Here is a 14226-nt window from a genome sequence, read left to right on the forward strand (position 1 = left end):
GCCCGCCTGCATGTTCGGTGGCGCGAAACAGGGGCCTTCCGGCCTGAAAATGGCGGCCATTGCGGGGCTCTGCGCTTCAAGATCGATGAACGGAGCCAGCCGTTCGCCACAATAACTGCGGAGGTGAAGTGATACGAGACATGCGGGGATCGCCCTTGTCTCCTTGTCCGATCGGATTACCTTCCGGGGCATCAATCAGCGAGGACGTTCCGATGAGCACCCCAAAACCCCTCAAGATCGACATCGTCTCCGACGTGGTCTGCCCCTGGTGCTACATCGGTAAACGCCGGATCGAGAACGCCTTGGCGCTGGTGCCGGATGTTCCCGTCGAAGTGCGCTGGCGGCCGTTTTTCCTCAATTCCTGGGTGCCGCGCGAGGGCATCAGCCGCGACGAATATCTCACCGCAAAATTCGGTTCGGTCGAAGCCTACAAGGGCATCGCCGGCCGCGTCGTGGCGGCTGCTGGCGAGGAGGGGCTGACGTACCGGCCTGAACTCGTGAAGCGACAGCCCAACACCATCGATTGCCACCGGCTGATCCACTGGGCTGAGGCCCAGGGCAAATCGGCCGAAATGAAGCAGCGCCTGATGGAATTGTATTTCCGCGATGGCGGCGATCTCACCGATGTCAACGTGCTGGTGCAGGCCGCAGCCGATGTCGGTCTCGACGCCGACGATGTGCGCAAGCGTCTTGCCACCGATGAGGACGTCGCGCTGATATCCGGCCAGGCGCAGGAAGCGTCCGACAAAGGCATCTCGGGCGTCCCCACCTTCGTCTTCGCGCAGAAATATGCAGTGTCCGGCGCCCAGCCGGCCGAGCAACTCGCTCGCGCGATCCGGCAAGTTTCTGGCGAAATCAACGCGCAGGCCGCGGAGTGACCTTGCGTGTCCCGGACGCGGTGCGGCGCGCAGCGCTGCGCCGCAGAGCCGGGACCCAGGCTGCAGGGGAGACCCGGAGCAGCAGCGCACCGCCATAGCGCGTTGAAGACGCGCGTAAGCGCGCTGATGGCGCTGCGTAGCATCCGGACAACGCGGCGATGAAACTAGAATAAATTTGGGGAGGCAATCATGATCTACGAACTGCGCACCTACACCTTAAGACCCGGCACGCTCGGCGATATGATCAAGGCCGCGAGTACGATATCGCGCGACATCCGCAAGGACGATTACGGCAAGCTCGAAGGCTACTGGTCGACCGAGATCGGCCCGCTTAATCAGGTCCTGCACATGTGGAGCTACAACAGTTTCGATGAGCGCGCACGTCTGCGCGCCGAGCTTGCGAAAAACCCGCGCTGGACCGGCGAGTACGTTCCGCTGATCCGCCCGTTGTTGGTCCGTCAGCACGTCCGCCTGATGAACGCGGTGAGACCTCCGGTGGCCCCGGCATCGACGGGCAATGTCTATGAACTGCGCAACTACCGCGCCAAGCCGGCCGGCGGCCTCAAGCAATGGCTCGATGCGTTTACCGCCGTTCTGCCAGAGCGCGAAAAATATTCAAAGATCGTCGGCCTCTGGACCACCGAAGCGGGCCAGCCGAACGAAGCCTGCCACATCTGGGCCTATCCCAGCCTGAACGCCCGCGCCGAAGCGCGCGGGAACGCGATGAAGGATCCGGCCTGGCAGGAATTTCTCGGGAAGGGTCCCGGATTTCTCGACGAGATGCACTCGACCATCATGCTGCCGGCGCCGCATTCGCCGCTGCAGTGAGACGAGCGCGACTACGCCCCCTTCAAATAATAGTTCGCGCGTTTCCCCAGCGCGATCCGCCGCAGCACGCGACGCATCGCCATCGAGGCGCGCAGCGGCTTTATCGCGGTCGTCACGGTGCGATAGAACGCCAGCTTGAGCGCATCGAGCACCGGCTGTTTGCCCGGCGGCTGCTGCGGCAGACCGATGCCGCGCAGCATCGAATTGAAGAAGTGCAGATCGTTCATCCGCCGCACCTCGCGCGTCTTCCAGGTGATCGCCATCGAGATCGAGAACGAGCCTGCGGTGCGCACCCAGTGCGGCCATTGATACGGCACATAGCAGCCGTCGCCCGCGAACAGGTGGAATTCCTTGCCCAACGGCGCAATGCTCTCGTCATATTTCAGGTTGCGATGCTTGGTCATCGAGCGCTCGATCTCGTCGTCGGAGACGATCGAACGGTCGGCATTGTCGAAGATCGTGAAGAATTTTTCGCCGTGGATGTGCACGAAGAAATTGTCTTCGCTGTCGAGATGAAAGGGCGTGGTCGAATTCGGCGAGGACACGAACAGGAAACCTTCGACCTGCTCGAAGCCGGCATCAGCCAAGCTGTTGAAGCCGCGGGCGCGGGCGACGGACAGCAGCGTATCCTCTAGCAGCGCCCGATATTCCGGCGAATTCTCGATGCGCTTGAGCACCATCCAGGCGCCGGCGGTCTCAATGCTCTTCACGACTTCGACGGGGTCGAGGTCGACGGAGGGAATCGCGTCCGGATCCTGGCTGATCGCGACCTTGCCGGAATTATATTCGATCAGGTCGCGCGGCAGCTCGGAAGCCAGTTGCGCGATGCGTGGCAGCGTCAGCAGCGGATGGCCGGCGAGCTTGTGGCGGATCGCGAACGGTTTTAGCGGAAAGTCGCGGCGGAGCGCGTCACGGTCGGCCGTAATGACGGGCGCTAGGGCGGTGAGCGTATTCATTTAGGATTTCTCCCGACTCTTTCTGACGAAATGGACGAGACGCCGCGCCGGCTCGCGGATTGCCGACCGCAAGGGGAGCGCGGCGCGAATCAACGCCACCACCGGATCGTTCCGCCGCAGCGGAATCAACACGTCGCCGATCGCAAGGCGTCCGCGCCAGATCGGGTTGATCATGGGATGGTCGGGATTTGCGGTGGAATCCACCATGGCAATGGCTGGATCGGCGCAAAGATGCTGCGTCAGCTCCAGCGTCAGTTGCACGCCCGGCGAAAACTTCGCAAAGCGCTCGTCGACGCCGAGCTTGAAGTAGAAGGCGCGATCCTGATGGCGCAGCACGATCGCTGCCGCCACCGGTGTTTCGCCGGCGCGCAAGGTCACGATCTCGCATTGGCCGGTCTCTGCCAGCGCCGAAGTGGCGCGGCGGACGAACGCCGCATCGCCCTCGTGCTGGCCGAGGGCCGTGCCACGCTGGCCCTTCCAGCCGCTGGCTTCCAGTACCAGGAACGTTTCGACGGCGGCAGCGATCTCGCCGGGCGTCCGCGCCACGTCGAAATGGACGGCGCCGTGTTCGGCGAGGCGATTGCGCTGGCGGCGCAGTTCTTTCAGTTTCTTTGCGCCAAGCGCCTCGCGCAGCACGGTATCGGCGTCGGCCGTGGCATCGAGGCAGGCGCGGACATGCGACTGCAGCACCAGCGGCTGCATGCCGCCGCGATGCAGCACATTGGTGAAGGCCTTCATGGCTGCGCCCTCGAGCGAGGTGGCGCGGAAAATCAGCGCATGCGCGCCGGCCCGCCGGGCCCGGCGCAGGATGCTCGTGACGGCTTCCTCCGCCATATCAGCGTCGAGCAGTGGCGTGCAAAGCGTGCCGTAGGGATCGGCGCTGACCAGAGCGGGCAGCGGGATCTTGTAGGCGCGCCACATCGAGATCACGGGCACAAGGCCGATCAAGGTGGATGCATCGTGCCACGCGTCGAGCGCGGCGGCGTTCTGGCGCCCTCGCGCCGAAGCATTCACCGCCAATTCCCATTCGGGCAAGTAATAGCCGTTCGGCTCGGCGGCGCCTTCGGTGAGCGCGCGCCATTGGGGCGCGGAGATGCCGGTAAGCGGCGTCAGCGCCTCGCCGATGGCTGGCGCACCCGCGTCCTTGCTCGATGCCCGGCGCACCGTCGATATGTCGGCAATGTCGGCCACTTTCCCCGTATCCCCATTCGCGATTCATGTGGCGACGACGCCTTGCGGCATTCCTTGGCCATCGCGTTCACGGGGTGACCCTAGCGAAAAGAGTTGGAAAATAGCGTTGCTGCGATGCTCGGATTTGAGGTGTCGCGTTAACCGATCGTTCAGCTTCATCGAACCGCTCGGCCGTCACGCCACCTCGGCGGCTACGGGAGCGGTCAGGAATTTGGCTTCAAAATCCCGAGCTGGTATCGGCTTGCCGAAGAAGTAACCCTGTCCCTCTTCGCAGCCCATCCTGACCAGGAAGTCGGCCGTGGCGCGGTCCTCGACGCCTTCGGCGATGACGGACAGGCCGAGTTGCTTGCTCAGTCCTATGGTCGAGCTAACGATCGCCGCGTCGTCGGGATTGGTCAGCAAGCCCAATACGAAAGAGCGGTCGATCTTCAGCCCGTCGAGCGGGAATTTCTTCAGATAGCTCAAGCTGGCAAAGCCGGTGCCGAAATCGTCGAAGACGAGGCGAACGCCAAGCTCCTGAATCTCGAGGAACGTATTCAGCGCGCCCTGCTCATCGTGGAGCAGGATGTCTTCGGTGACCTCGAGCTCGAGGCTGGTTGGACTCAAACCGGTGCTGGCGAGCACCTGCGCGACCGAGACCGCGAGGTCACCGGATTCCAACTGAGACGGCGAAAGGTTGACGCCGATGCGGAGCTGGTGTCCCGCGCGTTCCCAGGCGGCTCCCTGGGTGCAGGCGGTTCGGAGAACCCATTCGGCGATCCGCTCGGAAATCGGAGAGGTATTGACGACCGGCATGAACTCGCCCGGCGAAACCAGGCCCCGCACGGGATGACGCCAGCGGATCAGGGCTTCGGCGCCGATCAATCGGCCGTCGGCCAGATGAAATTGTGGTTGGTAGAACAATTCGAACTGATTGCGCTCCGCGGCCAGCGCGAGCTCTGCTTCCAGCGTCAGGCGCGTCTCCAGTTCGCGGCGGATCGAGTCTTCGAACAGCACGTGGCCGCCGCGGTTCGTCGCCTTGGCGCGGCTCAACGCCAGATGGGCGTTGCTGAGGAGTTCGTCCGCCGTTCGCCCATCGCCCGGGCAAACGGCGGCTCCAATGCTGACCTTGACGCGGAGGTGGCGGTTTCCGGCCAGCAGCGGCGCGTCGAAGCCGTCTCCGATCTGTTCGGCGAAGCGGCTGAGGTTTTCTCCGATATCGCTGGTCGGAACGGCGATGGCGAATTCGTCTCCGCTCAAGCGGGCGACCCGACCCGCCGGCGGAATAGCCGCCGTCAGTCGCTGCGAGATAGCGCGAAGCACGAGATCACCACAGGTGTGGCCGAGCATGTCGTTGATCTGCTGGAAGCCGTCGATGCCGATCACCAGCAGTGCCACCTTGCGGCCGTCCGTCTCGGCCGCGGAAATTTTGGCCTCGAGTTGGGCGTGAAGCGTGTTGCGGTTGATGAGCCCCGTCAGCGTGTCGTGTTCCGCAAGATATCTGACTCTCTCGGCTTCGCGCTTGCGTACCGAGATGTCGCGCAGGATCGCGCCAAATTGGAGCCCGTCGGTGCCTTGCCAGCCGGAGAAGGAGGCCTCGACCGGAAACACCTCGCCATTGCGGCGGCGTCCGTCGAACTCGACCACCGATCCGGCAGCCAGATGTGCCGCGTTCTTGATGGAAAAGGCGGATGTGGCCAGGGCCCCGTCACGCGCGCAAATCTCGTCGAACGGCCGACCGATCATCTCTTCGGGCAGATAGCCGAAGATCGCGGTCGCGCCCGGATTCCACACCGTGATCAGGTAGTTGGAGTCGGTACAGATCAAGCCGTCGCCGAGCGACATCGCCACGCGCTGAAAGCGGCTCTCGGCGACCCGGCCGAGCAGATCCCGGATGTCGATTTCATCGAGGGCGATGGCCGCGACGTAGACGATGATGGCGATGTGAAACAGCGACGTATCCAGAATGAGCGGGAACGCCGCCTGCAGGGCAAACGCGCCTGCCTCGAGCGTGAATGCCGTCGCGCCGAGCAGCGCGACCCGCTTGCCGGCGGAGAGGCGGCGCCACGAGAACAGCATCAGCAAGGCGAGCAACGCCAGGCCGGCCGCCGTGACGACGCCTGAGGTCCATTGCAGCGCGCGGTTCTGCAGCAGCGATTCCGCAGCCAGCGTCTGCAGCACCGGACCGGACAGGATCACACCGTTCGGCACGCTAAAGCGGTCACCAAGTTCGAGCGCCGTGCCGCCGATGACGACCTTCTTGCCCCTGAGTTTTTGCAGTGTCGCCGGGTCACCGCTCAGAACGTCGGCAAAGGACACTTTGGTGATTCCGGCCGTTCGGATGCTGAAGTCGATCAAAAAGGGCGTGCGCTTTTCGGCGTACTGGCCGGCGAGCACGGCAGCCATCGACGGCACGAACTTTCCGTCTAGCCTCTCACCGAACGGATAACGCCGGACGAGGCCATCGGGCCCGACCTCGACATTGACGATCGCCGACCACGAATGTTCGGCGAATTGCTGCAGCGGGCGATTGATGTGAAGCGTTGTCCTGTCGGTGCGAGGCTGCTGGAAGGCGGGCAGCACCACCGATCCGCCGGCACCCTCGAGGGCTTCGGCAAAGTTTCGGTCCGAGGACGCATCCGAAGGTGTCGAGAAGTCGACATCGAGTGCGATGTCCTGGACGTCCGCCTTCTGAAGCTGCCGGATCAGTTCGGCGTGGAGCAGGCGTGGCCACGGCCAGACGCCGATCCTGTCGATCGACGATGCGTCGATCGCGATCACCACGATGTCGCCGCTGACTTGTCGCGACTGCCAGGCGAATCGCAGGTCGGCCAGGGCGTTGCGAAGCGAACTGTGCCAGCCGCCCGCCAGGACGATTGCCAACGCAATCGTCACGAAAATGTGCGGCCGATATCGTTTCACTTGGTCACCATTCTGGTGTTTCGGGTTTGACTGGTCGTTCAGCTCTCTTGCAGTTGATTGTGCGGTTAGCGGCCTCTTCCGTGTCCACTGTTGCCACGGCCACTGCCGTTGGCTCCGTTGCCGTTGGCGGCATTTTGGCTGCTGCCGCCATTGCCGTTGCCATTGCCATTGCCGTTGCCGTTACCATTGCCGCTGTTGCCATTGCCGCTATTGCTGTTGCCTCCGGCGACAGCCGCTACCGCGCTTGCATTTGCTCGACCGGCGGCGCTGGCGGCGGCTCCGTTGCCATTATCTCCCTGACCACTGTTGGCGGCGGCCGTGTCCGTGCCGGGAGTTGATGAACTCCAGACCGTATTGGGTTCGGAGGCGCCCCGCGCCGCGCCGACCGAAGCCGAACCGCCATGGGCGAGACCGTTGGTAACGCGATGGAAGTTCACCCGAACTTCGCCGATCGACGAGGAGATGCGAGTGACGCCATGTTTGGCGGGATGGGCGCTTGCATGCTTGTTTTGTCCGTTGGCTGCATGGCGCGGCGCGGAGAGACCGTTGCGCGGCACCGGCACGCGCTCGATCGAAGGTGCGCGCGGCTTGCCGTGCTCGATCGGGGCGAGGACGCCGGCTCCGCCCAGCGATAGCCCGGTCTTGCCGTTCGCGAACGCGGTCGCGTGCTGCCCGGCCATCACTTGCGCGATCTGACCCGACTTGAAATCGGCGACTTCGACCTGACCGCGGATCACGTCGACGGTGGTCTTGCCGGCGTTCACGGTGACGCGGAATTGCGTGCCCTTCACCACGGCGGCGAGGTAGGGCGTTTCGACCTCGAAATGCTTGACGTTGCGCTTTTCGACGTCGAGCAGGATCGAACCCGCCTGCTGCACGATCGTCGTCGACAGCCCTTCCTTCTTCCGGGCGGGGACGCTGACCACGGAATTCGGTGCAACCATGATCATTTCCTCGCCGCGCTTCAACAGGACGCGACCGGTGCGGCCGGTGCGAACCGTATCGCCCGGCTTCAACACGTCTTCCTGCTTGATCGATGCCTGCTGCACGCCGCTGCCGGCGAGCCAGACCTCGCCGGAGTATCTGCTGACCGTCCACTCGCCGCCATCGGCGGCGTTAGCGATCGAAGCCGTCGCCAGGAAGAGCATCGCCGCGAGTGTTCTCGAGACGTGAGGGATCGCACGCATGAAACTCTCCGATTGCCGCTTTATCCCGCAAGCTATGGGAAATGTTTCAAGATTGGGTGAGCGAAAGCCGCCGACTGCGAGGGACCCATTAACCGTTCGTTGACCATAATTTTCTATTAAAAATCAGATGGCTGGCGGTTCCGCTCACGATTTCGGTTTCTTGTCCGTACAATTACGGAAGTGGGCCTGTTCAGCTTTGTCCCGTGTGGTGATTGGCCTCGGGCTGTGGACTTCGCTCATCTGTTTGCCGGCGCAAGCGCAGCAAGCGCATCAGCCCGGTTACGATCCGCGGCAGACCGAAAAACGTTTCGAGGACCAGCAATCGAGCCAGGGCGCGAACGGGCGGCCCCGGTTGCCGTCGCCGCCATTCGCCGGGACGGAGGGGCAGGGAGATACCAAGCCGCTGTTCGTGCTTCGACACGTCTCGATCAGCGGCGCCGCCGCGATACCGCAGGGCCGGCTGGTGACGGCGTATCAACCCTACATCGGGAAAAAAGTGTCGCAGGCGGATCTGGCGGCGATGGCCAGTGCGGTCAGCGAGGTCTATCGCGCCGCCGGCTTTCACCTCAGCCGGGCGATCATCCCGCCGCAGGATATCCAGAGCGGCGAGCTTCGCATTCAGGTCGTCGAAGGCAGCATCACTCAGCTGACGCTGAAGGGGGACGGCGCCGACGAATTCGGCGTCCGGCCGATGCTCGATGCCGTGTTGGCCGAACGGCCCTCGAAGCTTGCAACGCTGGAACGGCAATTGCTGCTGATCAATGGCCGCCCAGGCGTGCAGATCGTTGATACCGCGATCGAGGAGATCGGCACGACAACCGGGCATTTCCGCCTGATCGTCTCCGTGAAAACCTGGCACGTCTTCACCTCGTTCGGCATCGACAATCTCGGATCGTCGTCGGTCGGACCCTGGCAAAGCTACGGGACAGCCGCGTTCAACTCCTATCTCGCGCCCGGCGATTCGCTCGTGTTCAACCTTTCGACCACGCCCGGCGATCCGAGACAGCTCGCATTCGGCCGCCTGTCCTACGAAGTGCCCGTCGGCACCGATGGCGCCCGCATCGGCGCGTCGGGTTACTACAGCGAAGTCTGGCCCGGCGATTACCGCCGTCTCTACAGCGACAACATCAAGACCCATTCGTTCGAAATTCGCGGCAGCATTGCTCCGTTGCAATCGCAGAAATCCAGCCTGACGCTGACCGCGGCTGCGGGATTCACCAACGCCACCGAAAACGACGTGTTCGGCCTGATCTATGCCGATCGCATCCGCACAGCGAGCCTCACGTCGGACTACCGCCTGCAGGACAATTTCGGCGGCACCAATTATCTGACGGTGAATTATCGCCAGGGCCTCGACATTCTCGACGCCTCGCACCGCGACGACGATTATCTGTCGCGCGTCGGCGCGTCCGGCACTTTCTCCGCGCTGAATTTCTGGTTCACGCGCTATCAGACGCTGACGGATGCATGGTCGGTGAAACTCGCCGCCGCCGGCCAGGCGGCGTCCCGCCCGCTCTTCACCTCGCAGCAATTCTACCTCGGCGGCATTGCGTTCGGCCGCGGCTACGGCAGCGCCGAGATCAGCGGGGACAACGGCCTCGCGGGCACGGTCGAACTGCGCTTCGACCAGAAGACGAACCTGCAATATCTGAGCGGCTACCAGCTTTACGGCTTCGTCGACAGCGGCGTGGCCTGGAATGACGGCTATCGGCTCAGCGACGGCCTTTCGCTGACCTCGGCCGGCGGCGGCGTTCGCTTTTTCCTCACGGAAGGCCTGCAAGCCGACATCGTCGCCGCGGCGCCGCTCAGCTATCGCGCGCCCGACAACCCCACCCGCGGCGCGCGCGTGCTGTTCTCGCTGACCAGCGCGCTGAAGCTCTGTCCGGTGCGGGCGACGACGCGGTGTTTGTAGGGCTAGACCGGCTCGTAGCTCTCGGTCGCGCAGGTATCCTCGGCCTCGACCTTTTGGCGATCGGCGATCGCGCCGTCGGAAATTTCGATCCGATAGGTCTGCGTGCCCAGCGGCTTGCCGGTCACCGAAACCACTTCGGCCTTGACGCAGGCGGTCCAGCCCGGGCCGCGGAGGTTGGGGCGCGGCTCGGAGACGCGGACCTCGGTCGGTTGCGAGGCCGCCACGAACACCGAATCCAGTTTTTGCCGCAGCAGCAGCTTGACGTCGGGCGGCGTCCCGAGCGCGGGCGGGTCGGGCGCCTTGCCGCGCATGAAGTCGGGCACCGGCGCGCGGACGTCGGCAAAACCGCAACCCCCAAGCGTCAGCGCTGCGCCCGCTACCAGCGCTATGTGAACCACGATCCGCCGCATCGGAGGTTGTTTTACCCCGGCGGCGCCATTTCGGACAGGGGATTGCCGTGCACATAACGATCTCGCGACTGTGATTTGGATCACTGCACGGGATTCTGGGCCTGCGACAAGATCGCCGTTGAATCGGGCCGCCGTCGCGCCTCACATCGCGCGGCCGGCTTGAACCTTTGGCTTCGAGGCCGTGACCAATCCGAAGCCTGCATTGCCGGGAGGTGACATCATGTTCCGTCACGCGCTGCTCAAGCTGATGATCCCCGCGGCGGTTCTGCTGGGAGCCCATTCGGCCTCCGCCGAAAGTCGCCTCGCACTGGTGATCGGCCAATCCGCCTATCGCTCGGTGCCTGCGCTGCCCAATCCGGCCAATGACGCCAAGGCGGTCACGCAATTGCTGACCGATTCCGGCTTCGAGGTTTCGACCGCCGCCGATCTTTCGCAGAATCAGATGCGGGAGGTGGTCAGCGAATTCGCCGGCAAGGTGGCCGCGAAAGGCGCCGATACGGTCGCCCTGGTGTTTTACGCCGGCCATGGGCTGCAGATCGACGGCGAGAATTTTCTGGTCCCGGTCGACATCGATCCGAAGCGGGAAGCCGACATTCCGATCCAGGCGGTGCGCCTCAACGACATCCTGAATACGCTGACATCGGTGCCGAGCAGGATGCGCATCCTGATGCTCGATGCCTGCCGCAACAATCCGTTCCCCGATCTCAAGACGGCCGGCAGCGGCCTTGCGCTGGTCGATGCCAAGGTCGGCTCGCCCGGCACGTTCCTGTCGTTCTCGACTTCGCCCGGCGCGGTCGCGGAAGACGGCTCCGGCTCCAACAGCCCGTATACGACCGCGCTGCTTGCGGCCGGCAAGGAGCAGGGGATTCCGATCGAGGAAACCTTCAAGCGGGTGCGGCTTGCGGTGAACAAGGTCACCGAGGGTCGGCAGACGCCGTGGGACAGCTCTTCGCTGACCGAGGATTTTCGCTTTTCCGGCGCCTCGGTCGCAGGACCCAAGCCTGCCGCAGCTCCGAAGAAGACGGTTGCCGAGTGGACGCGCGATCTGAAAGGCAAGCCGGTCGAGGCGGCAAACGAGTTGATCGTGGCCGACGGCACCGATGAAGCATATGAGGCCTTTGCCGGCCTCTACCCGCAAACGTCGCTCGGGCGGCTGGCGCGGGACTGGCTGGTCCGTCACCGGCGCATGGTGGCGTGGAATAACGCCGTGCTGATCAATACCGCGTCCGGGTATCGCTCGTTCCTAACGCGATTCCCCGACAGCGATCTGGCCGCGACCGCGCGCAAGCTGGAGGAGCGGCTGCGCAACCGTCCCGACTTCACGCCGGCCGTTTCGGCCGCCAACGCAGCCGTGCCGCAAAACGTCGCGCTCGCCGCGCCGATGTGTCCCTGCAACGTCCAGCCGCCGCAGCAGCCGAAGATCAAGGTCAATGTGCCGGTGAAGCGCGTCGAGCCGGATCCACCGAAGCGGGCCGATCGCAAGCCGCCGCGGCGCGTGCGTGAGCCGGACGACGACGTCGTGATCGTTCGCCGTCCGCCGCCGCGCGTGGTCTACGAGCAGCCGCCACCGCCGCCGCCGGTCAGTATCGGCATCGGTATTGGTCTCGGCGGGTTTGGCGGCGGCCGCGGCGGCAACTATGGAGACCATGGCGGCCGGGGTAGATACTGAGGTGCCAATAGGGTAATCGTTCCCGCAAGCGTTGCATTGCGCTTGCGGGGTAGGATGCGAAATCCGGTTCGTCTGTTCACTTCCTTCGTTGCCATTTTCATCAGTATCTCGCTTCCGGCTTTGGCTTGGGAGCATTGGGGCGGTGATCGCGGCGGATCGCGGTTTTCGCCGCTCAAGCAGATCACGCCCGACAATGTCGGCAGTCTCATTCGCGCCTGGGAGTTTCGCACCGGCGATCTCGACCGCCGGCCGGTCGAGGCGATGAAGCGGACCAAGTTTCAGGCCACCCCGCTGCTTGTCGAGGACAGCCTGATCTTCTGCTCCCCCTTCAACGAGGTCATCGCGCTCGATCCCGGCAGCGGCGTGCTGAAGTGGCGGTACGATCCTGACATCTCGACCGCGCAACGCCCGGCCAACCGCTACACTTGCCGTGGCGTCGCCTATTGGCTCGACGAGCGCGCCGCTGAGACTGCCGCCTGCCGCGCACGGATCTTCATGGGCACCAACGACGTGCGCCTGATCGCGCTCGACGCGAGGACCGGCGTCCCCTGCGCCGATTTCGGCAACAATGGCGAGATCAAGTTCGCACTCGGTCCATTGGAGTGGCCCGGTGAATTCCAGATCACGTCGGCGCCCGTCATTATCAGCGACACTGTCATCGTCGGCTCCGCAATTGCAGATAATCGCCGCGTCGAAGCGCCGCCGGGCACGGTGCGCGCTTTCGATGCGCGAACCGGGCAACCGCGCTGGAGCTTCGATCCGCTGGTGCATGATGGCGTGATTGCCGGCCACGCCAATGTCTGGGCTCCGATGTCGGTGGACGAAGAGCGCGGCCTGGTATTCTTGCCCACGTCCTCGCCGAGCCCGGATTTCTGGGGCGGCAAGCGGCCCGGCAACAATGATTACGCCAATTCGGTCGTGGCGCTGCGCGCCGAGACCGGCGAACGGGTCTGGTCGTTTCAGACCGTGCATCACGATGTCTGGGACTACGACCTGCCGGCCCAGCCGACATTGGCGCGCATCGACACCGGCGAGGGCCAGCGCGATGTCGTGATCCAGCCCACCAAACAAGGCTTCGTGTTCGTGCTCGACCGCGACACCGGCAAGCCAATATGGCCGGTGGAGGAACGCGCCGTGCCGCAGGGCGGGGCCGAAGGCGAGCAGCTCTCGCCGACGCAGCCGTTTCCGACCCACGTGCCTGCGCTGCTGCCGCAACAAATCTCGGCCGACGACGTGTTCGGCCTGATTCCGTTCTGGGACAGCGGAGCCTGCCGCGCACAGGTCGCCTCTGCCCGCAACGAAGGCCTCTACACGCCGCCGTCTACGCAAGGCACCGTGGTGTTTCCAATGACCGGCGGCGGCGTGAACTGGGGCGGCGCCGCGTTCGATCCGGTCAACCAGATCCTTTACGCCAATACGACGCGGGCGATTCACATTATCAAATTGCTTCCGCGTGCCGCTGTGGCCGATGGCTTTAGCCCGCCGCCCGGTCACGACTTCGGACGGCAACAGGGCACGCCGTTTGCGATGACCCGTGCGGTTGCACTGTCGCCGCTGGGGCTGTTGTGCAACAAGCCGCCCTGGGGCGAGATGGTTGCGGTCGATCTGAGGGCCGGCACGATTCTCTGGCGATCGAGAGTCGGTACCACGGAAGATCGTGCGCCGCTCGGCATCGCTTTTCCCTTCGGCACGCCGCTCGTCAGCGGCGTCGCGATCACCGCCGGCGGCCTCGTCTTCACCGGCGCGATGGATGCTTATTTGCGCGCCTTCGACGCCCGATCGGGCCGGGAGCTGTGGCAGGGCCGGCTGCCGGTGCCGGGCGTCGCCAATCCAATGACGTATATCTGGAAGGGCGAGCAGTATGTCGCGATCGGCGCCGGCGGTCATTCCGAGTCCGGCACCACGATCGGCGACAGCATGGTGGCGTTCCGCCTGGCGCGGCCGGGCGAGGCGCTCTCGCTGTGGTCGCGCACCATCGATCGGCCCGGCGGACGATTTATGAGTGGGGCGATTGCGGTCGGGTTGGTGGTGATGCTGATGGCGATTGCGTTGTGGCGCTGGCGGCGGGGAAGGGTAGGGAGGGCGTGAGTGGGTGCAGCCTCTACTGTCATCGTCCGGCTTGACCGGACGATCCAGTACGCCGCGGCTTATTGGTTCAATCACTGCTGTCTCTGGAATACTTGTATGGGGCTTGGTCAATGGTCGTCGTTGCTAGGTCATTGCGTTGATCTCCGAGGGAGGCCGACATCTCCGCGGGCCGACGTCAAGACGGCTGTCCGCCTTGGCGCAGCGAC

General features: G+C 64.3%; 10 protein-coding genes. 5 read left to right on the top strand and 5 right to left on the bottom strand.

Translation table 11 applies throughout. From position 1 onward, the window contains the following. Positions 1-212: 212 nt before the first annotated feature. Both LMTR3_RS30315 and LMTR3_RS30320 read left to right on the top strand, forming a co-directional pair. Complete coding sequence (locus LMTR3_RS30315; RefSeq protein ID WP_065748597.1) at positions 213-878, top strand: DsbA family oxidoreductase; 666 nt, start codon at positions 213-215, stop codon at positions 876-878. A gap of 189 nt (positions 879-1067) precedes the next feature. Next, positions 1068-1706, top strand: coding sequence for an NIPSNAP family protein (locus LMTR3_RS30320; RefSeq protein WP_065748598.1), 639 nt, complete (start codon positions 1068-1070; stop codon positions 1704-1706). 11 nt (positions 1707-1717) lie between these two features. On the opposite strand, the gene LMTR3_RS30325 is transcribed toward LMTR3_RS30320, so the two are convergent. The 4 genes from LMTR3_RS30325 to LMTR3_RS30340 form a co-directional block, all read right to left on the bottom strand. Then, positions 1718-2662 (bottom strand): cupin-like domain-containing protein, encoded by a 945-nt coding sequence (locus LMTR3_RS30325; protein ID WP_065748599.1) that lies wholly within the window; start codon positions 2660-2662, stop codon positions 1718-1720. Further along, positions 2663-3853: a GNAT family N-acetyltransferase gene (locus LMTR3_RS30330; RefSeq protein ID WP_065748600.1), complete on the bottom strand. Its 1191-nt coding sequence runs from the start codon at positions 3851-3853 to the stop codon at positions 2663-2665. 174 nt (positions 3854-4027) lie between these two features. Next, a complete protein-coding gene (locus tag LMTR3_RS30335) occupies positions 4028-6754 on the bottom strand; it encodes an EAL domain-containing protein (RefSeq protein WP_065748601.1) in 2727 nt (908 codons plus the stop codon). 65 nt (positions 6755-6819) lie between these two features. Continuing rightward, complete coding sequence (locus tag LMTR3_RS30340; RefSeq protein ID WP_065748602.1) at positions 6820-7941, bottom strand: FecR domain-containing protein; 1122 nt, start codon at positions 7939-7941, stop codon at positions 6820-6822. 127 nt (positions 7942-8068) lie between these two features. On the opposite strand from LMTR3_RS30340, the gene LMTR3_RS30345 reads away from it, so the two are divergent. Next, on the top strand, positions 8069-9853 hold the full coding sequence (locus LMTR3_RS30345) for a ShlB/FhaC/HecB family hemolysin secretion/activation protein (RefSeq protein ID WP_084029900.1): 1785 nt from the start codon (positions 8069-8071) through the stop codon (positions 9851-9853). A gap of 2 nt (positions 9854-9855) precedes the next feature. Here LMTR3_RS30345 and LMTR3_RS30350 read toward each other — a convergent pair whose 3' ends face one another. Further along, positions 9856-10251: a hypothetical protein gene (locus LMTR3_RS30350; RefSeq protein WP_245320048.1), complete on the bottom strand. Its 396-nt coding sequence runs from the start codon at positions 10249-10251 to the stop codon at positions 9856-9858. Positions 10252-10483: 232 nt separating this feature from the next. On the opposite strand from LMTR3_RS30350, the gene LMTR3_RS30355 reads away from it, so the two are divergent. Next, positions 10484-11932, top strand: a complete 1449-nt coding sequence (locus LMTR3_RS30355; protein ID WP_065748604.1) for a caspase family protein — start codon at positions 10484-10486, stop codon at positions 11930-11932. Positions 11933-11986: 54 nt separating this feature from the next. Then, positions 11987-14020 (top strand): pyrroloquinoline quinone-dependent dehydrogenase, encoded by a 2034-nt coding sequence (locus LMTR3_RS30360; RefSeq protein ID WP_065748605.1) that lies wholly within the window; start codon positions 11987-11989, stop codon positions 14018-14020. The last annotated feature ends 206 nt before the right edge of the window (positions 14021-14226 follow it).

The sequence above is a fragment of the Bradyrhizobium sp. LMTR 3 genome, from assembly GCF_001693485.1.
GTDB lineage: Bacteria > Pseudomonadota > Alphaproteobacteria > Rhizobiales > Xanthobacteraceae > Bradyrhizobium.